Genomic DNA, 22,551 nt, shown 5'->3' on the forward strand with positions numbered 1-22,551 from the left:
ATCGAGGCCAGCGGGGCGCGGGGCGATCAGGCGAGGGCCTTGCCGTTGACGCTCACGTCCACGTCGACGTTGCCACGGGTGGCGTGCGAGTAGGGGCAGACATCTTCGTGTGCGGTCTTGACGATCTCCTGGGCGGTCGCGTCGTCGACGCCCGGCAGGCTGACGGCCAGCTTCACCTGGATGGCGAAGCCCGAGCCCTGGCGCGGGCCGATGCCGACTTCGCTCTTCACCGAGGCGCCGTCGACCTTGACCTTCTTCTGGCCAGCGACGAAGCGCACGGCGCCTTCGAAGCAGGCGGCGTAGCCCGCGGCGAACAGCTGCTCCGGATTGCTGCCACCACCGTTGCCGCCCATTTCCTTCGGCAGGCGCAGCTGCAGGTCGATCAGGCCGTCGTCCGACTTGACGTGGCCTTCGCGGCCGCCAGCGACTTCGGCGTGGGCGGTGTAGAGGATCTTTTCGACTTTCGAGACGTTGCTCATGCTGGCTGTCCTTTTCGATCGGGAGGTGAGGGAGGGGCCGGGTCGATCCCGGCGCCGTGAATGAAGTAGAGCACGCAATTAAATAGCGCGCAATCTAATTCGCAGGCTGACGAAGTCGATGTTGCCATTCGTTCAGTTTAGAACGCGTCGACCGTAGACGAAGTTTGCCTTCCAGTACGCACCGTCAAGATCATCCAGCCGAACGGTGCCGCCGGAGTTGGGTGCATGGACGAAGCGGCCCTTGCCGACATAGACGCCGACATGGCTGACATGGCCGCGACCGAAGAAGACCAGGTCGCCGCTGGCGAGGTCGGCTTCGCCCACCTTGGGCTTGTCCAGGTCGGCCATCTCGGCGGAGGTGCGCGGCAGGCGCATGCCGGTGGAAGTCATGTAGATGTAGTTGACCAGGCCGCTGCAGTCGAAACCGCCGGCGGGGGTGTTGCCGCCCCAGCGGTAAGGCGTTCCGACCAGGCCGATCGCCCGGAACAGGACGTCGTTGGCGGCATCGGCGGGCGGCGCCGCCGCCGGCTTCAGCGACCAGTTGAGGTTCTTCGCCAGCGGAACGTTGGCAGCGGGATTATTCCGCTGCGACGACGAGGGACGATGCGGGGCACTGCCGCAGGACGCCAGCAAGGCCATGGCGCATGCCAACGCCAGCGTGCCAAGGGCACGAAGCGGGCGTGGCGCGGCGGAAAGAAGGTGCATCGGGCGTTTCCCCTGTCAGGATCGGCCGGGGCAGGTTATCAAATCAACAGGTTGCGTGGAACACCTCGCAAGTTGCGCGAATTCAGGCGGCGGACAGCCTACACATCGCTTTCCACCGCCTTTTTGCTACGGTGTGACGTTCACCCAGCCTGGAGTTGCGCATGTCCGACGAAGCCTTCGACCTGATCGTGATCGGTGCGGGGTCAGGTGGCCTGGCCTCGGCGATCCGCTCCGCGAAGCATGGTGCGAAGGTGGCCCTGGTCGAGCCGTCCGAGCTGGGCGGCACCTGCGTGAATGCCGGCTGCGTGCCCAAGAAGGCGATGTGGTACGCCGCGCAGATGGCAGAAGCGCAGTACATCGCCGCGGACTACGGCTTCACCGACAAGCCGGGCAAGCTGGACTGGCCGCGCTTCATCGAGCGGCGCGACGCGTATATCGAGCGGATCCACGGCAGCTACCAGCAGCAACTGGACACGCTGCGGATCACCCTCATCCACGAGACCGCCCGCTTCCTCGAGCCTCACCGCATCGCCGCCGGCGATCGCGTGCTCACGGCGCCGCATGTCGTCATATCGACGGGCTCGAAGCCGGTGAAGCTGGACAAGCCGGGTTTCGACCTCGGCGTGACCTCGGACGGGTTCTTCGCCCTGCGCGAGGCGCCGCGGCGGACGGCCATCGTCGGCGGTGGCTACGTCGCCGTGGAGCTGGCCGGCGTGCTGCGGGCGCTGGGCAGCGAGGTGGACCTGTTCGTCCGTGACCGGCTGATGGGCGGTTTCGACGAAGAGATGGCTTACCAGCTCGGCGAAGAGATGGAGAAGCACGGCATCACCATCAACTACACCTGCCAGATCGACGCCGTGCACAAGGTGGACGGAGCGCTGATGCTCGATTGCGACAAGGGCACCACGCCCGGCCCGTACGACCTGCTGGTGTGGGCGGTGGGTCGCGAAGGAAATACCGCCTCGCTCGACCTCGACGCGATCAACCTGGCCACCAACAGCCAGGGCCAGGTGGTCGTCGACGACTTCCAGGAGACCGGCATCGCCGGCGTGTATGCGCTGGGCGACGTCACCCAGCGGCTGGCGCTGACCCCGGTGGCGGTGTCGGCGGGGCGCAAGCTCGCCGATCGCCTGTTCGGCCACCAGCCGAAGGCGCGGCTCGATTACGACAACGTGCCCAGCGTGGTGTTTTCCCATCCGCCGCTCGGCACGATCGGCCTGTCCGAGCAGCAGGCCCGCGAGGCCCATGGCAACGACGTGCACCTGTACAAGCAGACCTTCGTGCCCATGCAGCTGGCGCTGGCGCAGCGCCCCATGTTCGTGCGCTTCAAGCTGATCTGTGTCGGCGAGGATTCGCGCATCGTCGGCATGCAGATGCTGGGGCCGGGCGTGGACGAGATCCTCCAGGGCTTCGCCGTGGCGATCAAGATGGGCGCGACCAAGGCCGACCTCGACGCCACCCTGGCCATCCATCCGACCTCGGCCGAGGAAATGGTGACCATGGGCGATCGCGTACCCGGTTGAGCGCTAGAATGCGGCCATGACCCCGTATAGCCTGCATCGCGGCACCGCTCCGCTCCTGATCAGCCTGCCGCACAACGGCAGCGTCATCCCCGACGAGATCGCCGCACGCATGAAGCGTCCGGCCCGCCGGTCCGTCGATACGGACTGGCACGTCGGCGAGTTGTACGACTTTGCCAAGGGCCTCGGCGCCAGCGTCATTCGCCCGGTGGTCTCGCGTTACGTGGTCGACCTCAACCGGCCGGCGGACGGCCATGCGCTGTATCCGGGCAAGAAGGAAACCGGCCTGGTGCCGACGATCATGTTCGACGGCCACGACCTGTACCGCCCAGGCGCGGAGCCCGACGCAGCCGAGGTGGCCGACCGGGTCAAGCACTGGTGGAAGCCGTACCACCGCGCGCTGGCCGAGGAACTGTCGCGATTGAAGGCGAAGCACGGCCGGGTGGTGCTGTGGGATGGCCATTCGATCCGCAGCCACGTGCCGATGCTGTTCGACGGCAAGCTGCCGGATTTCAACCTCGGTACCGCCGACGGCATCAGCTGCTCCGGCGAACTGCAGGCGAAGATCGCCGCCGTGCTCGAGGGCCAGGGCGATTACTCGTTCGTCGTGAACGGCCGCTTCAAGGGCGGCTACATCACCCGCCAGTACGGCCGGCCGGAAGAGGGCGTCGAAGCCATCCAGCTCGAGCTCTCGCAGGTTACCTACATGGACGAAGACAGCTTCGAGTACCTGCCGCAGAAGGCGGCGCGGGTGCAGTTGCTTATTGGGGAGATGTTGCAGGCCTGCCTAAGCTGAGCCTGCCCTTGTAGGAGCGCGCCTGCGCGCGATGGTTTTTTTGCAACTAACGCGCGATGGTTTTTTAAAACCAACGGCCGATGATTTTATTGAAACCAGCGCACGATGAATTTTTCCGCCTGCCGGCGGATCGCGCGCAGGCGCGCTCCTACAAGTTGGGGGGTAGCGCGGCGATGCACTTGAGCTCGATGGCGATGGGGGTGGGCAGGGCGGTGATGCCCAGCGTGGTGCGGCAGGCGTCGACGCCGGCGAAGGCTTCGGCGTAGAGGCGGTTGTACGTCGCGAAGTCGCGTCCCATGTCGGTAAGGAACACCGTGACATCGACCAGGTCTTCCCAGCGCGCGCCGCTGGCTTCCAGCACCGCCCGCACATTGGCGAATACCTGCCGGCACTGCGCCTCGATGTCGTATGCGACCAGTGTCCCGTCCGCATCGAAGACGTTGCCCGGGACCCCGTTGGTGCCCGGCGTGCGGGGCCCGACCCCGGACAGGAACAGCAGCTGGCCCACGCGGCGTGCGTGCGGATAGGCGCCGACGGGCGCGGGCGCGCTGTCGGTGCGGACGATGTCAGAGCCCGTGGTCGATGCAGACATTCCTGGCCTCGGTAAAGAAACGCATGGCTTCGAAGCCGCCTTCGCGACCGACGCCGGATTGTTTGTTGCCACCGAACGGCGTGCGCAGGTCGCGCAGCATCCAGCAGTTGATCCAGACGATGCCGAATTCCAGTTTTGCCGCCATCCGGTGCGCACGCGAAATATCGCGCGTCCACAGCGAAGCGGCGAGCCCATACGGCGTGCCGTTGGCGAGCGCCAGCGCCTCGTCTTCCGTATCAAACGGGATCAGCGTGACGACCGGCCCGAAGATTTCTTCCTGGTTGGTCGCGGCGTCGAAGGGCAGGCCCTCGATCACCGTCGGGGCGACGAACCAGCCATCGGCGCAACGGCCGCCGACCTGCACCTGTTCGCCGCCGACCCGGACATCGCCGCCCTCGGCACGCGCACGCGCAATGCAGGCCATGACCTTGTCGAAATGCGCGCGGGAAACCAGCGCACCGAGGTCGCTCGAAGCGTCCTGCGGATCGCCCACGCGCAGGGCGCGCACGCGTTCCAGGTAGGCTTCGCGGAACCGCTCGTAGATGCCTCGCTGGACCAGCAGGCGCGAGCCGCACAGGCAGATCTCGCCCTGGTTGGCGAATCCCGAGCGCACGATCGTGGCCAGGTTCCTGTCGTTGAATTCGAAGTCGTCGAAGACGATCGCCGGGTTTTTCCCGCCCAGTTCCAGCGACACCTTCTTCAGGCGCGTCGCGGCGGCGCTCGCGATGGCGATCCCCGTGCGCGTGCTGCCGGTGAAGGAGACGGCTTTCACCGCATCGTGGGTGACGATCGCCTCGCCCACGGCCGGGCCGGTGCCGTGCACGATGTTGAAGATGCCATCCGGAAAACCCGCTTCCTGGACCAGCGTGCCGAGCAGCCAGGCCGTATGTGGCGTCACTTCCGATGGCTTGGCGACCACCGCGTTGCCTGCCGCCAGCGCAGGCGCGACCTTCCAGGTGAACAGGTAGAGCGGCAGGTTCCACGGACTGATGCAGCCCACCACGCCCAGCGGCAGGCGCAGGGTGTAGTTGATCGCGCCATGCTCCATCGCATGCGCCTCGCCGCTGAACTGCGTGGCGGCGGCCGCGAAGAAACGCAGGTTGGCGATGGCGCGCGGGATGTCGAGCGAGCGGGCGAGGACGAGCGGCTTGCCGCTGTCCTGCGACTCCGCCTCGGCGAAGGCGTCGAGCCGTGCTTCGACCAGGTCGGCCAGCCGATACAGGCAGCGGGCGCGGGCATCGGCAGGCAGCGTCGACCAGCGCAGCAGCGCGCGTGACGCGGCGTCCACCGCATCGGCCACGTCGTCGGGCGCCGAATCCGGGCAGCGGCCGTACACCTGTCCCGTCGCGGGATCGACCATGTCGAGGTAGCGCTCGCCACGCGGCGCGCGCGGCTCGCCATCGATGAGGTTGCTGAGCGTGAGCATGCGCGGCGCCGCCGTCAGTTGAGGCTGCGCGTGCGGCCGCCGTCGACGGCGAGGCTCACGCCGTTGATGTAGCCCGCCGCCGGACTGGCAAGGAAGGCGATGACGGCCGCCACTTCGGCCGGGTCACCGAAGCGCGCGGCGGGCACGCTGGCGAGCAGGCCGCGTTCCACCTCGTCGCGGCCACGCCCGGCCTTCACGCTGGACTCGACCAGCGCGTCCAGCCGCGGCGTGCGCGTATAGCCCGGCAGCACGCTGTTGACGGTCACGCCGTCGTGCGCCACTTCCGACGACAGGGTCTTGGCCCAGCCGGCCATCGCGGCGCGCACCGTGTTGGAGACGCCGAGGTTCGGGATCGGTTCCTTCACCGAGGTGGAGATGACATTCACGATGCGGCCGTAGTGCGCGGCGCGCATGCCGGGCAGGCAGGCCTGGGTGATGACCTGGGCGCTGATCACGTGCTGGCGGAAGGCGACCTGGAAGGCCTCGACCTCGGCCACGTGGACCGCGCCGGGCGGCGGCCCGCCGCTGTTGTTCACCAGGATGTGCACCGCGTGGTCCTTGACCACGGCGGCGACGGCGGCCGCGAGGGCGTCGGTGTCGAGCATGTCGACGGCGAGGTAATCGTGCTTCTGTCCCGGCTGGCTGGCGGGCAGCTCGGTGGCGAGCGCCTTGAGCGTGTCCGCGGAGCGGGCGAGCAGGGTGACGCTGGCGCCGAGCTCGGCCAGCTCGAACGCCGTGGCCCTTCCTATGCCTTGCGAGGCGCCGCAGACCAGTGCGTGACGTCCAGTGAGGCGAAGATCCATGCGGCGCTCCTGTGTGGGTGGCGGGCGATCAGCCCTGTTTCATCGCCCACCACTGTATCGCCATCGCGGCAAACCAGCACGGCCAGGCCAGCCACGGCGTCCGCCGCCACCAGGCCTGCCAGCGGCTGAGGGTGGCGTCGTTGAACAGGGCCGGGGCGTCGGAACGCAGCACGCGACGCACCCGCAGCCAGTTGGCGAGGCCATTCGGGCGGCCCGTGTCGGCCTCGACGATGGTCTGCCACTGCTGCGGGTAGCGCTTCTTCAGCAGCGCGGCGAAGCGCCACTGGGCCACGATGTGCAGTACGAAGAACAGCACCGAGCCCAGCAGGAGCAGGAGATAGGCGTAAACCGCATAGGCCATGGTGCTCAGCTGCCCTTTTCCTTCTTCTTCGGGTCGTTGCCGAGCAGGTCGGTGCTGACCACGTCCTTCAGGGTGCTGATCACGCCGTTGCCCGGTGCCGCCTGGCCGCAGACCGCATTGCCGAGGGCCTTGCGGTAGGTGTCGTTCTGGATGCCGAGGAAGAGCACGCCATCGGGGCCATGGGCGATCTTGAAGTTACCCGCCGAGTTCATCTTGATCGGCGCTTCGGCCGAGAAGGTGGTCGGCGACTGCTCCCAGTAGGTCTGGCTCTTCTGCTGCTTGGCCGACGAATACACCACCAGGTAGCGCGCGCGATCGTCTTCGACCTTGAACTTGCCGAACGCGCCGGTGGTTTCGCTGGTCCAGCCAATGTATTCGCACAGCTGAATGTCTTCGGCGTGCAGCGGCTGGAACGCGTCGTCGAGCACCACCACGGTGGGGGCGAACAGGTAGCTCGAGCTGAGCCAGCGACCGTTGAGCTCGGACTTCATGGCGATGGTGTAGGGCATCTGCGCGCCTTGCGGCAGGCGGAAGGCGAGGAAGTAGCTGCGGTCGCCGTTGAGGTTGGCGACCGGGCTGTCCTTGCTCAGCTCGAAGCGCTTCGGCTGCCAGGGCAACAGGTCCTGGTAGGAGAGGTCGGCGAAGCTGCCGCAACACGGCTGGGCGTTATCGAGGGCCTTGCGGGCAAGGTCCACGGTGACGGAGGGGTTGTCCGGCGGCCGGAAGTTCGGCGGCACGATCGTCTTGCAGCCGCCCAGGATGGCCAGGGCGACGACGAGAGGAAACAGGCGGGTAAGTATCGGGGGCATGGTCGTCTTGGGGATTTAGAACTCGGCGCTCCCTGCCGCGCGGGGGTAGGGGATGGCGTCACGGATGTTGGCGAGGCCGCAGACATAGACCAGCAGGCGCTCGAAGCCCAGGCCGAAGCCGGCGTGGGGCACGGTGCCGTAGCGGCGCAGGTCGCGATACCAGTTGTAGGTGTCCTTATCGAGCTTGAACTGGTCCATGCGGCGGTCGAGGTAGTCCAGGCGCTCTTCACGCTGGGCACCGCCGATGATCTCGCCGATGCCCGGGGCCAGCACGTCCATGGCGGCCACGGTCCGGCCGTCGTCGTTCAGGCGCATGTAGAAAGCCTTGATCTGTTCCGGGTAGTTCATCACGACCACGGGACGGCCCACATGTTCCTCGGCGAGGTAACGTTCGTGCTCGGTCTGCAGGTCGACACCCCAGGCCACGGCGTGCTCGAACTTCTTGCCGGACTTCTGCAGGATGTCGATGGCATCGGTGTAATCGATGCGCTCGAAGGGCTTGGCGATGAAATCTTCGAGGCGTTTCACGGCGCCCGGCATCACGCGCTCGTCGAAGAACGCCATGTCGTCGGCGCGCTCGTCGAGGACGGCCTTGAAGATGCCCTTGAGGAACACTTCGGCCAGGTCGGCGATGTCGGACAGGGTGGCGAAGGCCACTTCCGGCTCGACCATCCAGAATTCGGCCAGGTGGCGGGTGGTGTTGGAGTTTTCGGCGCGGAACGTGGGGCCGAAGGTGTACACCTTGCTCATCGCCATGGCATAGCCTTCGACGTTGAGCTGGCCGGACACGGTGAGGAAGGCTTCGCGGCCGAAGAAATCCTTCTTCCAGTCGATGCCGCCCTTGTCGTCGCGGGGCAGGTTGGCCAGGTCCAGCGTGGACAGGCGAAACATGTCGCCGGCGCCTTCGGCGTCCGAGGTGGTGATGATCGGGGTGTTGATCCAGAAGAAGCCCTGTTCCGTGAGCAGGCGGTGGATCGCCATCATCATGGTGTGGCGCACGCGGGTTACTGCGCCGAACAGGTTGGTGCGCGGGCGCAGGTGCGCCACTTCGCGCAGGAACTCCATGGAGTGCTGCTTGGGCTGGATCGGGTAGGTGAGCGGGTTCTCGACGAAACCGGTGACCTCGATCCGGCTGGCCTGGATCTCGAAGGCCTGGCCCTTGCCCTGCGACGGCACCAGCTTGCCCGTGGCGATGATGCCCGCGCCGGCCGAAAGCTGCTTCACGTCGGTGTCGTAGTTCGGCAGGTCGGCGGTGGCCACGACCTGGATCGGGGCGAAGCACGAGCCGTCGCTCACGTTGACGAACGAAAGGCCGCCCTTGGATTCGCGCAGGGTGCGCACCCAGCCACGCACGGTGACTTCCTGATCCGCCGCGGACGAGCCGCCGGCGAGGGCCTGCTTGACGCTTACCACCGTCATCGATTGAAACTCCAGATAGGGCGCCGCATATCAGGCGCGAGGGGACGCGACCCTATATAATAATGTAATGGTGGCGTGAACGGCACCATTTCCCGATATACCACGGCCAGATAACCATTTCATGAGCATCCAGATCACTCCCGCCGCCTCCGACCGCATGCGCGCCTTCCTGGCGAAAGCCCCGGCCGCCGCGGGTGTGCGCTTCTCGGTCAAGCGGATGGGCTGCTCGGGTTTCGGCTACGTGGTGGACCTGGCCGAGGCCATCGCCGACGAGGACAAGGTCCTCGATATCGACGGAATCCGGGTCGTGGTCGACCCGAAGAGCCTGCCGCTGGTCGACGGCACGCTGATCGACTTCCAGCGCCAGGGGCTGAATGCCTCGTTCGTGTTCCATAACCCGAATGCCACGGGGGAATGCGGGTGCGGCGAGAGTTTTACGGTTTCGTAAGTCGCCTGCTGCGCAGGCTGGGAGTCGCGGCCTCCGGCCTGCTGTGAGGCGTCAGCTGCCGCCGCTTGCCCCGTCTGGCGGCGGTTACTGGCGATTTGCGCTTCACAAGGCCGCAAAGCGGCCGCTCACTCCCCTAACCACTTGAATTTACCCCAGTCCGCCCGTTAACATGCGCGGCTACCCCTCGGCCTTCGAGGGGTTTCTTGCCTCACCGGCTGGTCCGGGAGGCTGCCATCCCCGTGAGGGGTGCATCCACAAGGAGCCACCATGCGTCATTATGAAGTCGTGTTCCTGGTCCATCCGGACCAGAGCGAGCAGGTGCCGGCCATGATCGAGCGTTACAAGACGCTGATCGAAGGCGACAACGGCAAGATCCACCGTCTCGAAGACTGGGGCCGCCGCCAGCTGGCGTACCCGATCGAAAACCTCGCCAAGGCTCACTACGTGATGCTGAACATCGAGGTTTCGCAGACCGTCCTGAACGAGCTCGAGACGGGCTTCCGCTTCAACGACGCCGTCCTGCGCCACCTGGTCATCCGTCGTGACGAAGCCGACGCCGAGCCGTCGTTCATCCTGAAGAGCAAGGAAAAGGATGAGCAGAAGGGTTCGCGTCGCCGTGACGACGACAACGACGACCGCGGCGCTCGCGACAGCGACAGCGACCGCGACAGCGACGATTAATCGGGGAATACAGCCATGTCTAAGTTTTTCCGCCGCCGTAAGTTCTGCCGCTTCACCGCTGAAGGCGTGAAGGAGATCGATTACAAGGATCTCAACACCCTGCGTCAGTACGTGACCGAGAACGGCAAGATCGTTCCGAGCCGCATCACCGGCACCAAGGCGCGTTACCAGCGCCAGCTGGCGACCGCTATCAAGCGCGCCCGCTTCCTGTCGCTGCTGCCGTACACGGACAACCACGACGTCTGATCCGGCTAGCCCTCTCCTGCAAGGGGGAGGGCTTTCCATCTCAGGCAACTTTCGGACAACCGTCCTGGCTGCGCGGGCCACACCCGTGCTAACGAAAAGGAATATCCCATGGAACTCATTCTTCTTGAGAAGGTGAAGAACCTCGGTAACCTCGGCGACAAGGTCAACGTCAAGCCGGGTTACGGTCGTAACTTCCTCCTCCCGACCGGCAAGGCTGCTCGTGCCAACGCCGCCAACATCGCTGCGTTCGAAGCGCGTCGCGCCGAGTACGAAGCCAAGGCAAAGGACCAGCTGTCCGGTGCCGAGGCGCGTGCCGCCAAGCTTGACGGCGTCGAGATCACCATCGAAGTCAACGCTTCGCCGGAAGGCAAGCTGTTCGGTTCGGTCACCCCGCGTGACATCGCCGACAAGCTGACCGCCGACGGCTATGCCGTCGACAAGAGCGAAGTGATCCAGGGCGAAGGCCCGTTCCGCAACACGGGCGATTTCGAGGTTGTCATCAGCCTCCACGCCGACGTGCAGCAGACGGTCAAGGTCAAGGTCATCGGCGCGTAAGCACCGATCACCCGCTGGATCAGAAGACGGGCGCCCTTGTGGCGCCCGTTTTTTTTTGCGTGCCGCGCGGCGCTCGGGCGTGGTCGCGTACACCCTGCGGCGCTCGGGCGTGGTCGCAGGACCAGCCCTCGGCGCCCACCCTCGCTGCTCAGACAGGTCCTCCGCGCTCGACAAGGGTGGCCGCAGCCGCGGCCCATGTACTTATCGGCCTACGGCCGCTCACTTGTGCGGAACTCGCCTCGAGGGTGGGCGCCGAGGGCTGTTCTTGCAGGCAGCGCGCGACATGCGGGAAACCGGTCTGGGGCTTGGCCCAACGCTGCAATGTTGTTGTAGGAGCGCGCCTGCGCGCGAAAACCAACAGGGCGGGGATGCTGGAACCTGATTCACCGATTCATGCGAACGCACTCGACGAACACCGCGATGGTGGTCGTGGGCTCTGACATTTGATGGGTTCAGACAATCCCATACGCGCGCAGGCGCGCTCCTACAAAAGCCGCCGTTGCGTCGGGGATGGCGATGCCGCCGCCGTCCAACCCAGCTTGCGACATGGTGGAAGAAGAGCCCTCGGCGCCTACCCTCGAGGCGAGTTCGTGGCGGCGAGGGGGCCGGGCGGAAGAAGCCCGAACGGGGCCGGCCACGATGGCCGGCCGTTCTTGTTGAGGCAGGATGCCGAATCAAGAACCTCCGCCCGGCACCCGGTGCGCGGCCGTAGGCCCATAGATAAACGGGCTGCGGAGCAGCCCCTCCCTGTCGCACGCCAGAACGCTGTCTGAGCAGCGAGGGTAGGCGCCGAGGGCTCTTCCTGCGACCACGTACGAGCGCTGCGGGGAGATTCGGGATCGAGGGGCGCCAATCGCGCGCAGGCGCGCTCCTACATTTCTCAGGGGGTGGTGGGGTGGGGGCGGGGGGTGGCGGTCTCGGGGCCAATGGCCATGCGGCTTGCGGTGGTGTGGGTTGGCCGGGCGTGTGTCGTCTCCTACATTCGACGGTCGCATGAAAAAAGCAGGATCGGGTTGGCGATGACGAAGTGGTGGTGGCGGCCTTGCATAGGCCTGGCGGGTGGCGTGTTGGGTTCGGCGGGCGTGGGTGCGACGGAAGTCCCGCTGGATGAGCGGATTTATGTCGAGACGCGTTACCGCTACAGCAACCTGCATTCGGACGGGAAGCCGCGGCGGGGGCATGCGAATACGTTGCGGGCGCGGCTCGGTTACCACTTCGACTTTGGCAGCGGCTGGACCGCGTACGCCGAAGGCCTGCGCACCTGGTCGCTGTTCGGCTCGCAATACGACGATGGCTCGGGCTGGCGCACGCCCTATCCGGCCGAGCCCGATCCCGCGTCGACCAACCTGAGCAATGCATGGGTCGGTTATCGCGACGACGCTGTGTCGTTTCGCGTGGGCCGCCAGTTCGTGCGGCTGGATAACGGGCGTTTCTTCAGCAACAACCCGTGGCGGCAGAACCTGCAGTCCTTCGATGGCGTGTCCGCCTCGTGGAAGGCGTGGAAGGGCGGTGAGCTGGGCTATCACTGGCTGGGCCGGGTCAACCGGACGCTGGGCGCCGACTTCCATGACCGCGACCAGCGGCGCTGGAAGCTCGATGCGCACCTGCTGCATGCCGACCAGGCCTTGCCCGTAGGCAAGCTCACCGCCTACGGCTACTTCGTTCGCAACGACACCTCGTCAGTGAACTCCGTGCGCACGGCTGGCGCCCGGTGGACCGGCAAGCAGGCCGTGGGCCCCGCTGGCACCACGCTCGGCTGGACGGCGGAATGGGCGCGACAGCACGATTACGCCAACAACCCCGGGCGTTTCAGCCTCGGCTACCACCTGCTGGAAGCGAGTTACGGCATCGCGCCCATTGCCGTGCGCGTCGGCGACGAACGGCTGGACGGCGATGGTCGCCACGCGTTCAACGTCGCCTACGGCGCGGCCCGTGCCTTCAACGGCTGGGTCGTCGCCTTCAGGATTCCGAAGGACGGGCTCCAGGAGCGCTATGCGGGCCTATATGGCACGGTCGAGGCGGGGCGCAAGCTCACCTGGCAGGTCACGTATCGCCATTTCGAGCCGGTGCGGGGCGCCGCCGCGGCCATGCTCGGCAACGAACTGGATGCCGGCGTGCAGGTCAACGTGGCGAAGGGCCTGTCCCTCGAGATGCAGTACGGCGACTACCGCGCCAGCAGTCACGGCGTCGACGAGCGCAAGCTATGGCTCATCGCCGAGTACCGTTTTGGTCGCGCACCCGACTGAACCGGAAGGTTTCCCACAAGTTATCCACAGACTTATCCTCTCAACGCCTGAGACCCGGGCGCGTATCATGGCCAGACGGCGACCCGGGCCCGGGTCAGCGCCGAATGCATGACGAGGTAATCCATGTCCTTCAATCCCGACCGCGGCGAGCGGGGCGGGCGCGGCGAGCGCGGTGAGCGCCGCCGACGCGAGCCTTCCGCCATCGACGCCCTTCGCGTACCGCCCAATTCCATCGAGGCGGAGCAGGCGGTGCTGGGCGGCCTGATGCTTTCGCCCGACGCGCTGGACAAGGTCGCGGACAAGCTCACGGACGAGGATTTCTACCGCAAGGATCACCGGATGATCTGGCGGGCGATCAACGAACTCGCCGGCAAGGGCCTGCCCTGCGATGCCATCACGCTGGGCGAGTGGTTCGCGTCCAACGAGATGGATGAAATGGTCGGTGGCGCGACCTACCTGATCGAACTGGCCAACGCCACGCCCAGCGCCGCGAACATCGCGGCCTATGGCGACATCGTTCGCGAGAAATCCGTGCTTCGCCAGCTGATCGATGCGGGCACGGCCATCACCGAAGACGGCTTCCGCCCCGAGGGCAAGAGCGTCCAGGAAGTGATGGAAATGGCCGAGCAGCGCGTGTTCCGCATCGCGGAATCCGGCGCGCGCGGCAAGAAAGACATCGTGTCCATGCGCGAGGCGGTAAGCGACGCGTTCCGCATGCTCACCGAGCGCTACGAGAACCGTGGCCAGCTCACCGGCCTGTCCACCGGTTTCACCGACCTGGACGAGCTCACCGCGGGCCTGCAGCCGTCCGACCTGATCATCGTCGCGGCGCGTCCCTCGATGGGCAAGACGGCGTTCGCGCTGAACCTGGCCGAAGCCGCCGCCATGCGTGCGAAGAAAGCGGTGGCCGTGTTCTCGATGGAAATGTCCGCCTCCCAGCTGGCGTTCCGACTGATTTCCTCGCTGGGCCGCATCCATGCGCAGCACCTGCGTAACGGCGACCTTGCCGAGGAAGACTGGCCGCGCGTCACGTCGGCCATCACCATGCTGTCCGACGCGAAGATCTTCATCGACGACACCCCCGCGATGTCGCCGGTGGAAATGCGTTCGCGTTCGCGCCGCCTGCAACGCGAGCATGGCCTTGGCCTGATCGTGATCGACTACCTGCAGCTGATGCAGGTGCCGGGCAACAAGGAAAACCGCGCGACGGAAATCTCCGAGATCTCGCGTGGCCTGAAGGCGCTGGCCAAGGAACTCAACGTGCCGGTGATCGCGCTGTCGCAGTTGAACCGCTCACTGGAGCAGCGCGCCGACAAGCGCCCGATGATGTCCGATCTTCGCGAATCCGGCGCTATCGAGCAGGATGCGGACGTAATCATGTTCATCTACCGCGACGACTACTACAACAAGGAGTCGCCGGATAAGGGCCTGGCCGAGATCATCATCGGCAAGCAGCGAAACGGCCCGACCGACACCGTGAAACTGGCTTTCCTCGGTCATTACACCAAATTCGAGAACTGGACCCCGGATTCCTACGTGGGCAGCTTCGAATGATCGGCGTAACCTCCGTCCTGACGACGGGGGTTGCGCATGCACACCGACCACCACGATGTCCTGATCATCGGCGCAGGCCTTTCCGGCATCGGCATGGCCTGCAGGCTGGCATCGGCGTGCCCGGGTAAAAGCGTCGCCATCCTCGAGCGCCGCCACGCCCTCGGCGGCACCTGGGATCTGTTCCGCTATCCCGGAGTCCGCTCGGACTCCGACATGTTCACCTTCGGCTTCGGTTTCCGGCCCTGGCACGAACTGAAAGTGCTGGCCGATGGTCCCTCCATCCTCGCCTACATCGAGGCGACGGCACGCGAGCACGGGATCGAGCCGAAGATTCGTTTCGGCATGCGCACCACGCATGCGTCGTGGTCGTCGGCTACGTCCACGTGGACCGTGACTGCCGTCGACGATGCCGGCACCGAACACCATCTCACCGCCAGCTTCCTCGTCGGCTGCACGGGGTACTACGCCTATGACGAAGGCTACGTCCCCGCGTTCGATGGAGTCGAGACCTTCCAGGGGCGCTTCGTCCATCCACAGCACTGGCCGCACGACCTGGACGTGGCGGACAAGCGCGTGGTCGTCATCGGAAGTGGGGCGACGGCGATCACGCTGGTGCCTGCACTTGCACGCACGGCGGCGCACGTCACCATGTTGCAGCGTTCGCCGGGCTACGTGATGTCGCTGCCATCGCGCGACGCGATATCCGCGGCGTTATTGCATGTGCTGCCCGCGAAGCTCGTCTACGCGCTCGCACGACGGCGCAACATCGCGCTGCAACGCCTGCTCTACCGTGCTGCGATGCGCTGGCCACGCCGCGTGCGTTCGCTGCTGCTGGCCGGCGTGCGTCATCAGCTGGAGGGCGCCGCGTCGCTGGCCGACTTCACGCCCACCTATAACCCGTGGGAACAGCGCCTCTGCGTGATACCGGACCATGACCTGTTCCACGCGTTGCGAGACGGCAAGGCGTCGGTGTGGACCGACACTGTGGCGAGCTTCACCCCGACCGGCCTGCGGCTGGCGTCCGGCGCCACGATCGATGCCGACGTCGTGGTCGCCGCCACCGGATTCCACCTGCAGGTGCTGGGCGGCATGACCCTCGATGTCGACGGCGCCGCGCGCGATCCCGGCACGCTGTTGACCTACAAAGGCGTCTTGCTCGAAGGCATTCCGAACGCAGCCGTGTTGTTCGGTTACATCAACGCGTCATGGACCCTGAAGGTCGACCTCGCCGCGCAATACGTCTGCCGCCTGCTGGCCTGGATGAAGCAGCGCGACGTCCATGTCGTCATGCCGCAGGCGCCTCGCGGCCAGGCGCTGGCGACGTGCATCATGGATTCGCTCCACGCGGGCTACGTCGAGCGCGGCGAAGCCCGGCTACCCAGGCAGGGCAGGGAGGCGCCATGGCGAGTCAGCCATCGCTACGAGGAAGACCGGCGGGTGCTACTCGACGATCCCATCGATGATCCGGCGCTGGTCCATCATTGACGACCCGCGCCACCACCATCGACCTATCCAAATTCCTTCAGGACCGCCCCGTCAGTAGCGGCCCCACGCGCGCCTCCAGCAACGCTACCAACTCGTCCTGCATGAACCCGTAGTCATCGGGGATGTCGACGCAAACCACGCGCGCCTTGCCCAGTCCCGCCTTGAATCCCCGGCGCAACTTCGCGAGGTGGGCTTTCTCCATCACCACGATCAGCTCGGCCCAGCGAACCTGCTCCATGCTGACGGGCACGTCGGCGTCGCGATTGACCCCGGCAGAGTCCGTTTCGATGCCGGGCCACGCGGAAAAAACCTGCTCGGCCGTCGGGCTGCGCAGGCGGTTCTTGCCACAGAGGAAAAGGACGCGGGTCATCGGCGCATCGTAACGTGACCGGTTTCCATTGCGCGATCCGCCGAATTCCCCGACCATCCCGGGACGGCCAAGGGGGCCTGGGGAGGGAATCCATGCGTTGTTTTGTCCATCATGAGGCGGAAGCCGTGGCGGTCTGCCGTAGCTGCCTGAAAGGCACGTGCGCCGCCTGTGCGCGGCCGGTGACGCTGGGCGTGGCATGTTCGGAAGCGTGCCTGCCGATCGCCGACCGCATCAGCCAGGTGCAGCTGGCCAGTTCGCGCAACCTGCCGGTCTACAGGATGCAGCCGGCGCTCACCCTCCTGATGATCCTGGTTTTCCTCGGCATGGGCATCGACAACCTCCGTTACAGCCTCACCTCGATGGTCGGCTGGTTCGGCATCGTCGCCGCCGTGGCCGTCAGCGTTTTGTTCCTGCGCGCACGCCGCCGCAAGCCCTAGGAGGGATTCGCAGATGTCGTATCGGTTCCTGTTCGGCCTCGCACTCTGTGCCGTCGCGCTGGCGGCGCCCGCGCAAACGCGCATCCTGCTTCCCGACCATCCCAGCGCCGACCAGCGTGCCGACATCGAGCAGCGGCTCAACGACTGGCCATTGCTCGCGCGCTTCGCGAAGGACAACGCCACGTATCCGCCGCTGAAGCCGGGCGAGAAGCGGGTCATCTTCATGGGTGATTCAATCACGGACTTCTGGGGCCGCCCGGTCGGCGAATTCTTCCCCGGCAAGGGTTACATCAACCGCGGCATCAGTGGGCAGACCACGCCGCAGATGCTGGTGCGTTTCCGCGCGGACGTGATCGCGCTGAAGCCGACGGTGGTGGTGATCCTCGCCGGCACCAACGACATTGCCGGGAACACCGGCGCCTCGTCGCTGCAGATGATCGAAGACAACCTGATGACGATGAGCGAGCTGGCGAAGGCGCACGGTATCCACGTGGTCATCGCCAACCTGCTGCCGATCAGCGACTACGTCGATGCGACGTCCAGCCAGCGACGTCCGCCGGCCACGATCAGCGCGCTGAACCGCTGGATCAAGGATTACACCGCGCGCGAGCATCTCGGTTACATCGACTACTTCGCGGCCACCGTCGACTCGAAGGGCCAGCTGCGCGCCGACCTCAGCGACGACGGCCTGCATCCCAACGCCGCCGGCTACCGCGTGATGGCCCCCCTGGCGCAAAAGGCCATCGACGCCACCCTGGCGAGTCCCCTGTAGGAGCGCGCCTGCGCGCGATAAGCGCCTGACGCAATTCGTCCCCACTTTTAGGACTACTCCTAATCCAGTCCATGCGCGGGGCTCGCTAGCATTTGCGGGTCTCGCGACAGCCTGTCCGTCCACGCGCCCGCACCACGGTCAGGTTTCTTTCCCCGGGCGCGCATGGACAGGATTAACTCATGGAACGCTTCAGCCAGACCGCGGCGACCGTCGTCGTGGCCCTTGTGGCGACTTTTGCATTAAGCGCATGTAACGCGGCCAATCCACTGGTGGCGAAAGCCCAGCGCGATCACGAGGCGAAGGTCGCTGCCATCCCCAAGTGCGGCAAGAAGCTCGGCAGCCTCTCCGTCGTTGAGCCGGAGGGCGGCGTGCACTGGTGGACCGGCCAGCAACTTCCGTCGCCGACCAAGCTCATCAAGGTTTTCGTGGCGAAGTCCGGCTGCTTCACGCTGGTCGACCGCGGCATGGGCATGGGCGCCGCCATGCATGAGCGCTCGCTATCCGCGAACGGCGAACTGCGCGGTGGCTCGAACGTCGGCAAGGGCCAGGTCAAGGCCGCCGACTATGTGCTGGTGCCCGACCTCGTTTCGAGCAACCGCGATGCCGGTGGCGCTGGCGTTGGTGCAATGCTCGGCGGCCTGCTCGGCGGCCAGGCCGGGCGCCTGGCAAGCAACGTCAAGCTGAGCTCGAAGACCGCGGACGTCACGCTCACGATCACCGACGTGCGCTCGTCGGAGCAAGTCGCGCTGACCGAGGGGCATGGCGAAAAGAACGACCTGGGCTTCGGCGCCAGTGGTGGCCTTTGGGGCTCGGAAGCGGAAGGGCGCGCGGCCGTGGGTGCCTACGCGAACACCACCCAGGGCCAGGTCATCACCATGGCCTACCTCGACGCCTATACGAAGCTCGTGGACGAACTCGGTGGCCTTGCCGCCAACGCATCCGCCGCGAAGTAAAGGGCGGCAGGCGTGCGCCTCGCGCGATGCGGGGAGCGCGCCTGTCGCAGTTTTTGACATCTGATTCGGCTATCGTTGGCGCCGGGGTGAGGTCTTCCGAGGCTTCGTACAGGGGTTGGCTGTGCTGAAATGGATTGGCAAGGTCCTGGGCGGTGGCGGCGCGTCCGCGTCCGCGGTCGAACAGGAGAACGGCGTGTGGCTGCGCGCGCTCACGGCGTGGCTCTCGGCTCGCGAACGGCAGCCCAACGATCCGCTGGCGCGCGACACCGCGGCGGCGATCGCGGCCTTCGTTGCCGAGGGCAAGGATCCCTCGCTGCTCGACCGGCTGGCCGCCGATGGCGCGGTGGGCAATGCGCTGGGCACCCTGCGCGGCCAGTTCACCGGCATGACCATGGGCGGCGGCCCGGAGCAGGCCACGCTCGAGGCGGCCCGCGCCCTGTACGCCACGGTGGACGCCCCGGCCGAGACGATGCTGCGCTGGGCGCGCGTGCTGGAAGCCAGCGTGATCCAGCCGAGCCGCCAGCGCGGTGGCCAGACGCCTTTCATGCTGGACATGCCCGACCACAGCCACTGGACCGAGCTGCTCGTGGCCCACGCCTGCGGCTGCGCACTGAACCAGTTCAGCGAACGCTTCGCATCACCGAGCGCCCTGACCCACGACCTGCTCGACGCCATGGCGGTCGCGGCCGGGCAGCCGCCGGGAACCCTGCTCGTCGCCACCTTTTCCATGCCGGTGGGCCGCTGGGGCATGCACCGCTACCGGGCCCTGGCCGTGGTCGCCCTTGGCGGCTATGCGGATGCCCTCGTGCGCCATGCCGAGCGACTGCGCCCGCTGATGTCCTCGAGCGATCCGGACCAGCGGGCACACATGATCGGGCTGCTCGACAAGGGCGACGCCCGTGCGTCCGAAGCGCTGGCCGGCATCCTGGCCGAGTGGGCCACCGCGCCGTCCCGCGCCCTGCGCAGCGCGGCGCAGCCGCTTGCCGTTCGCGCCGGCACGGCGATCATCGAACCGCTGCTTGCCATCGCACGCGGCGGCAAGCCCGACAACCGCGCGTTCGCCCTGCGCCTGCTGTGGATGATCGGCGAGGGCGACGAAGCGCGTCGCGACGAGCTGCGCGAACTGGCCGGCGCCGACAAGGCCGCGTCGGTGCGCGCGCTGCTGGACGAGTGGGCCAGCGGGGCCGGCAGCGTGGACATGCCCGATGCCTTCGCAGTCGAGGTGCCGGTGATCGACTGGTCGTGCCCGCCGGGTGTCGACGCGCGCATCGACCGCCTGTTTGCCGAGGTCAACGCGCGGATCGACGCCGGTAACCGGCAGCGCATGGACTACTACCAGAAGTCGACGGCCGGGCAGAAGGTGAGCTGGAAGCCGTGGCAGGAGCCGTTGTTCGCCCCGAAGCAGGTCGCCGCGCTGAAGCAGGCGTTCCGCCAGCCGCCGGTCCCGTCGGAACCGCATGATCGCGGTGGCCGCCAGGGCATGGCCCAGCTCAACCTGCAGCTCAACGCGTACGCGACCTGGGACGGCGTCACACCGGCCGAGATCTATCGGATCTTCGCCTTCTTCGGCAGCGCAGCGGGTGCCAACGGCACGCTCGACCACGGCGCACAGGCCGCCTTCAACGCCATGCAGCGGCACTCGGGGCGCCCCGGCCTGCTCGAGATCGCGGTGATGGGCGAGGCCTTCGGCGCGCCTGCGGAAGGCCTTCTGCGCAACATCGCGTCGTGGTCGCCGTTCGCTACCGAATGGCCGGCCGAGGCCGTGTGGCCGTACATGGCAAGGCACCTGCACGCCGCGGCGGACTTCCTGCGCAACGCACCGCGCGACGCCAACGGCTATTGGTTCCGCCGGCCGCCGCTGTACCGCGCACTGGCCACGTTGCCGGTCACGCCGGCACTGATCGTGAACACCCTGTACGAAGTGGCGCTGGGGACGGCGAAGGCCGACCGCCTGCTCGCGCAGGATGCCCTGGGCAACCTGCCGGACAAGGAAATCCGGATCATCGCGGCGCTGTCCGACGGCAAGGCCGAGGTGCGCGCGGTGGCGGCGACCTGGCTCGGCCGCCTGCGCCATGCGCCGGCGATCGCGCCGCTTGCCACGGCGGTGGCGCGCGAGAAGCACGACGTCGCCAAGGGCGCCATGCTCGATGCCTTGCAGGTGCTGGGCGAACCGGTCGAACGTTTCCTCAATCGCGATGCGCTCGCAAGCGAGGCGGCGAAATCGCTGGCCAAGGGCTTGCCGAAGGATCTCGATGCCTTCCCCTGGGACGCGATCCCCGCCGTACGCTGGGCCGACACCGGCGACGCCGTGCCGGCCGACGTGCTGCGCTGGATGATCGCCCAGGCGGTGAAGCAGAAAACCCCGGAACCCAACGCGGTGCTGCGCAAATACTGCGCGATGTTCGAGCCACGCGATCGCGAACGTTTCGGCCAGTTCGTCCTCGACGCGTGGATCGCCGAAGACCTGCGGCCGATCGATGCCGATGTAGCGATGCGGCGCGCGGCGAACTCGGCGCGGCAGACGGCGGCCTTCCTCAAGCAATACCCGCAACACGCCCAGGAGCACCGCTTCGCCGGCAAGACCGAACAGGAGATCTACACGGCGATGTTGCCCGCGGCCATGCGCGAACCCAGGGGTTCCGCCGCGTCGAGCAAAGGCATGCTGGCGGTGGCCGCGGCCTGTGCGGGTGGCAACGCCGCCGATTCGGCGGGACGCTATCTCAAGGAGTACTACGGAACGCGTGCGTCACAGGGCAAGTCGCTGATCGCCATGCTGGCGTGGATCGAGCACCCGTCCGCCATCCAGCTGATGCTCTCCATCGGCAGCCGCTTCCGGACCAAGAGCTTCCAGGAAGAAGCCTCGCGCCAGGCACGCGCGCTGGCTGATCGCAATGACTGGACGCTCGACGAACTCGCCGACCGCACCGTCCCGACCGCCGGCTTCGACGAAGAGGGCAACCTCGAGCTTTCCTACGGCGAGCGCGTGTTCGTGGCACGCCTGCTGGCCGGCCTGCAGCTGGAACTGCGCAGCCCGGACGGCAAGGTCATCAAGTCGTTGCCTAACCCACGCCAGGACGACGACGCCGAGCAGGTCAAGGCGAGCAAGCAAAGCTGGGCTGCCGCGAAGAAGTCGTTGAAGTCGGTGGTCGACCTGCAGTCCGAGCGCCTTTACGAAGCCCTTTGCACGGAACGCGAGTGGCGCTTCGCCGACTGGGATCGTTATTTCAACCGCCATGCCGTGATGGGCCAGCTCATCCGTCGCCTGGCGTGGACCGAGATCGTCGACGGCGCGGTCGCTCGCGTGTTCCGTCCGCTCGATGATGGCACGCTGACCGACGTGGACGACGAGGCCGTGACGCTCGACGACGAGGCCCGCGTACGCATCGCGCATGACTCGCTGCTGGCGGCGGACGTGGTCGATGCCTGGTCGGCGCACTTCGCCGATTACGAGGTGGCGCCCCTGTTCCAGCAGTTCGGCAAGGGCTCGTATCGACTGGACGCGGCGAACCGTGGCGCGACGTCGATCAAGGATTTCGAAGGACACCTCACCGAAACCTTCCCGCTGCGTGGCCGCATGAGCAAGCTGGGTTACGTGCGTGGGCCCACGGAAGACGGTGGCTGGTTCAGCACCTACGTGAAGCGGTTCCCCACGCTGAACATCACGGCGCACATCCATTTCACCGGTAACCCGTTGCCGGAGACGAACCGCACCGTAGCCTTCGAGGCGTTGTCGTTCACCCATGTTCCCGCCGAGAACGCCCCGGCCGCCGAGATGTCGCTGGGCCAGGTGCCCGCCATCCTGCTGTCGGAGTGCTACAACGACCTGCGCCTGGCGGCGGCCGATGGCCCCGGTTACGACGCGGACTGGAAAAAGAAGAGCGAATACTGAGGTGA

Annotated in this window: 22 protein-coding genes; 13 read left to right on the top strand and 9 right to left on the bottom strand. The window is 66.6% G+C overall.

Annotation, left to right across the window (positions count from 1 at the left end; genetic code table 11):
* Positions 1-26: 26 nt before the first annotated feature.
* Both KPL74_02315 and KPL74_02320 read right to left on the bottom strand, forming a co-directional pair.
* Entirely contained in the window at positions 27-479 is a 453-nt protein-coding gene (locus tag KPL74_02315) for an organic hydroperoxide resistance protein (protein ID QWT20855.1), read from the bottom strand.
* 132 nt (positions 480-611) lie between these two features.
* Positions 612-1,184, bottom strand: a complete 573-nt coding sequence (locus KPL74_02320) for a C40 family peptidase (protein QWT20856.1) — start codon at positions 1,182-1,184, stop codon at positions 612-614.
* Between the two features lie 161 nt (positions 1,185-1,345).
* On the opposite strand from KPL74_02320, the gene gorA reads away from it, so the two are divergent.
* Together gorA and hutG are read left to right on the top strand one after the other, a co-directional pair.
* Positions 1,346-2,707 carry a glutathione-disulfide reductase gene (gene gorA / locus KPL74_02325; GenBank protein QWT20857.1) on the top strand — a complete coding sequence of 454 codons (1,362 nt, stop codon included), beginning with the start codon at positions 1,346-1,348 and terminating at the stop codon, positions 2,705-2,707.
* Between the two features lie 16 nt (positions 2,708-2,723).
* Positions 2,724-3,500 (top strand): N-formylglutamate deformylase, encoded by a 777-nt coding sequence (gene hutG / locus KPL74_02330; protein ID QWT20858.1) that lies wholly within the window; start codon positions 2,724-2,726, stop codon positions 3,498-3,500.
* Positions 3,501-3,648: 148 nt separating this feature from the next.
* Here the strand turns inward: hutG and KPL74_02335 are convergent, their stop codons facing one another.
* From KPL74_02335 to asnS, 6 genes are read right to left on the bottom strand one after another with little or no spacing between them, the layout of a single operon-like run.
* Entirely contained in the window at positions 3,649-4,092 is a 444-nt protein-coding gene (locus KPL74_02335; protein ID QWT20859.1) for a deaminase, read from the bottom strand.
* A complete protein-coding gene (locus KPL74_02340) occupies positions 4,067-5,518 on the bottom strand; it encodes an aldehyde dehydrogenase (protein QWT20860.1) in 1,452 nt (483 codons plus the stop codon). Before KPL74_02340 ends, KPL74_02335 begins: the two co-directional genes overlap by 26 nt.
* 14 nt (positions 5,519-5,532) lie before the next feature.
* Positions 5,533-6,321 (bottom strand): SDR family oxidoreductase, encoded by a 789-nt coding sequence (locus tag KPL74_02345; protein QWT20861.1) that lies wholly within the window; start codon positions 6,319-6,321, stop codon positions 5,533-5,535.
* 28 nt (positions 6,322-6,349) lie between these two features.
* A complete protein-coding gene (locus KPL74_02350) occupies positions 6,350-6,682 on the bottom strand; it encodes a hypothetical protein (protein ID QWT20862.1) in 333 nt (110 codons plus the stop codon).
* A gap of 5 nt (positions 6,683-6,687) precedes the next feature.
* Entirely contained in the window at positions 6,688-7,491 is an 804-nt protein-coding gene (locus KPL74_02355) for a hypothetical protein (protein ID QWT20863.1), read from the bottom strand.
* A 15-nt stretch (positions 7,492-7,506) separates the two neighbouring features.
* Positions 7,507-8,910: an asparagine--tRNA ligase gene (gene asnS, locus KPL74_02360; GenBank protein ID QWT20864.1), complete on the bottom strand. Its 1,404-nt coding sequence runs from the start codon at positions 8,908-8,910 to the stop codon at positions 7,507-7,509.
* Between the two features lie 121 nt (positions 8,911-9,031).
* On the opposite strand from asnS, the gene KPL74_02365 reads away from it, so the two are divergent.
* The 7 genes from KPL74_02365 (at position 9,032) to KPL74_02395 (ending at position 16,125) form a co-directional block, all read left to right on the top strand.
* Complete coding sequence (locus tag KPL74_02365; GenBank protein ID QWT20865.1) at positions 9,032-9,358, top strand: iron-sulfur cluster assembly accessory protein; 327 nt, start codon at positions 9,032-9,034, stop codon at positions 9,356-9,358.
* 267 nt (positions 9,359-9,625) lie between these two features.
* On the top strand, positions 9,626-10,039 hold the full coding sequence (gene rpsF, locus KPL74_02370; protein ID QWT20866.1) for a 30S ribosomal protein S6: 414 nt from the start codon (positions 9,626-9,628) through the stop codon (positions 10,037-10,039).
* Positions 10,040-10,054: 15 nt separating this feature from the next.
* Positions 10,055-10,285: a 30S ribosomal protein S18 gene (rpsR, locus tag KPL74_02375; protein ID QWT20867.1), complete on the top strand. Its 231-nt coding sequence runs from the start codon at positions 10,055-10,057 to the stop codon at positions 10,283-10,285.
* Positions 10,286-10,393: 108 nt separating this feature from the next.
* On the top strand, positions 10,394-10,840 hold the full coding sequence (gene rplI, locus KPL74_02380; protein ID QWT20868.1) for a 50S ribosomal protein L9: 447 nt from the start codon (positions 10,394-10,396) through the stop codon (positions 10,838-10,840).
* A gap of 1,019 nt (positions 10,841-11,859) precedes the next feature.
* The gene (locus tag KPL74_02385; protein QWT20869.1) at positions 11,860-13,086 is read left to right on the top strand and encodes an alginate export family protein; all 1,227 of its coding nucleotides are present in this window, start codon (positions 11,860-11,862) and stop codon (positions 13,084-13,086) included.
* A 123-nt stretch (positions 13,087-13,209) separates the two neighbouring features.
* Positions 13,210-14,640 carry a replicative DNA helicase gene (locus tag KPL74_02390; protein QWT20870.1) on the top strand — a complete coding sequence of 477 codons (1,431 nt, stop codon included), beginning with the start codon at positions 13,210-13,212 and terminating at the stop codon, positions 14,638-14,640.
* A gap of 36 nt (positions 14,641-14,676) precedes the next feature.
* Positions 14,677-16,125, top strand: coding sequence for an NAD(P)/FAD-dependent oxidoreductase (locus KPL74_02395; GenBank protein ID QWT20871.1), 1,449 nt, complete (start codon positions 14,677-14,679; stop codon positions 16,123-16,125).
* Positions 16,126-16,162: 37 nt separating this feature from the next.
* Here the strand turns inward: KPL74_02395 and KPL74_02400 are convergent, their stop codons facing one another.
* Positions 16,163-16,495, bottom strand: coding sequence for a low molecular weight protein tyrosine phosphatase family protein (locus KPL74_02400; protein QWT20872.1), 333 nt, complete (start codon positions 16,493-16,495; stop codon positions 16,163-16,165).
* 92 nt (positions 16,496-16,587) lie between these two features.
* Between KPL74_02400 and KPL74_02405 the strand changes: the two genes are divergently transcribed.
* From KPL74_02405 to KPL74_02420, 4 genes are all read left to right on the top strand, one after another.
* Positions 16,588-16,932 (top strand): hypothetical protein, encoded by a 345-nt coding sequence (locus tag KPL74_02405; protein QWT20873.1) that lies wholly within the window; start codon positions 16,588-16,590, stop codon positions 16,930-16,932.
* A gap of 13 nt (positions 16,933-16,945) precedes the next feature.
* On the top strand, positions 16,946-17,704 hold the full coding sequence (locus KPL74_02410; protein QWT20874.1) for an SGNH/GDSL hydrolase family protein: 759 nt from the start codon (positions 16,946-16,948) through the stop codon (positions 17,702-17,704).
* Positions 17,705-17,883: 179 nt separating this feature from the next.
* Positions 17,884-18,657, top strand: coding sequence for a CsgG/HfaB family protein (locus KPL74_02415; protein ID QWT20875.1), 774 nt, complete (start codon positions 17,884-17,886; stop codon positions 18,655-18,657).
* A 121-nt stretch (positions 18,658-18,778) separates the two neighbouring features.
* Positions 18,779-22,546 carry a DUF4132 domain-containing protein gene (locus KPL74_02420; GenBank protein QWT20876.1) on the top strand — a complete coding sequence of 1,256 codons (3,768 nt, stop codon included), beginning with the start codon at positions 18,779-18,781 and terminating at the stop codon, positions 22,544-22,546.
* Positions 22,547-22,551 lie beyond the last annotated feature (5 nt).

This window comes from Bacillus sp. NP157, from assembly GCA_018889975.1.
In the GTDB taxonomy this organism is placed as follows: Bacteria; Pseudomonadota; Gammaproteobacteria; order Xanthomonadales; family Rhodanobacteraceae; genus Luteibacter.

Bases quoted from the DNA above. Each gene is read 5' to 3' on its own strand.
- rplI (QWT20868.1), top strand. From the start codon at position 10,394: ATGGAACTCATTCTTCTTGAGAAGGTGAAGAACCTCGGTAACCTCGGC.
- gorA (QWT20857.1), top strand. From the start codon at position 1,346: ATGTCCGACGAAGCCTTCGACCTGATCGTGATCGGTGCGGGGTCAGGT.
- KPL74_02390 (QWT20870.1), top strand. From the start codon at position 13,210: ATGTCCTTCAATCCCGACCGCGGCGAGCGGGGCGGGCGCGGCGAGCGC.
- rpsR (QWT20867.1), top strand. From the start codon at position 10,055: ATGTCTAAGTTTTTCCGCCGCCGTAAGTTCTGCCGCTTCACCGCTGAA.
- KPL74_02410 (QWT20874.1), top strand. From the start codon at position 16,946: ATGTCGTATCGGTTCCTGTTCGGCCTCGCACTCTGTGCCGTCGCGCTG.
- hutG (QWT20858.1), top strand. From the start codon at position 2,724: ATGACCCCGTATAGCCTGCATCGCGGCACCGCTCCGCTCCTGATCAGC.
- KPL74_02335 (QWT20859.1), bottom strand. From the start codon at position 4,092: ATGTCTGCATCGACCACGGGCTCTGACATCGTCCGCACCGACAGCGCG.
- KPL74_02415 (QWT20875.1), top strand. From the start codon at position 17,884: ATGGAACGCTTCAGCCAGACCGCGGCGACCGTCGTCGTGGCCCTTGTG.
- KPL74_02400 (QWT20872.1), bottom strand. From the start codon at position 16,495: ATGACCCGCGTCCTTTTCCTCTGTGGCAAGAACCGCCTGCGCAGCCCG.
- KPL74_02320 (QWT20856.1), bottom strand. From the start codon at position 1,184: ATGCACCTTCTTTCCGCCGCGCCACGCCCGCTTCGTGCCCTTGGCACG.
- KPL74_02405 (QWT20873.1), top strand. From the start codon at position 16,588: ATGCGTTGTTTTGTCCATCATGAGGCGGAAGCCGTGGCGGTCTGCCGT.
- KPL74_02340 (QWT20860.1), bottom strand. From the start codon at position 5,518: ATGCTCACGCTCAGCAACCTCATCGATGGCGAGCCGCGCGCGCCGCGT.
- rpsF (QWT20866.1), top strand. From the start codon at position 9,626: ATGCGTCATTATGAAGTCGTGTTCCTGGTCCATCCGGACCAGAGCGAG.
- asnS (QWT20864.1), bottom strand. From the start codon at position 8,910: ATGACGGTGGTAAGCGTCAAGCAGGCCCTCGCCGGCGGCTCGTCCGCG.
- KPL74_02385 (QWT20869.1), top strand. From the start codon at position 11,860: ATGACGAAGTGGTGGTGGCGGCCTTGCATAGGCCTGGCGGGTGGCGTG.
- KPL74_02365 (QWT20865.1), top strand. From the start codon at position 9,032: ATGAGCATCCAGATCACTCCCGCCGCCTCCGACCGCATGCGCGCCTTC.
- KPL74_02345 (QWT20861.1), bottom strand. From the start codon at position 6,321: ATGGATCTTCGCCTCACTGGACGTCACGCACTGGTCTGCGGCGCCTCG.
- KPL74_02355 (QWT20863.1), bottom strand. From the start codon at position 7,491: ATGCCCCCGATACTTACCCGCCTGTTTCCTCTCGTCGTCGCCCTGGCC.
- KPL74_02395 (QWT20871.1), top strand. From the start codon at position 14,677: ATGCACACCGACCACCACGATGTCCTGATCATCGGCGCAGGCCTTTCC.
- KPL74_02315 (QWT20855.1), bottom strand. From the start codon at position 479: ATGAGCAACGTCTCGAAAGTCGAAAAGATCCTCTACACCGCCCACGCC.
- KPL74_02350 (QWT20862.1), bottom strand. From the start codon at position 6,682: ATGGCCTATGCGGTTTACGCCTATCTCCTGCTCCTGCTGGGCTCGGTG.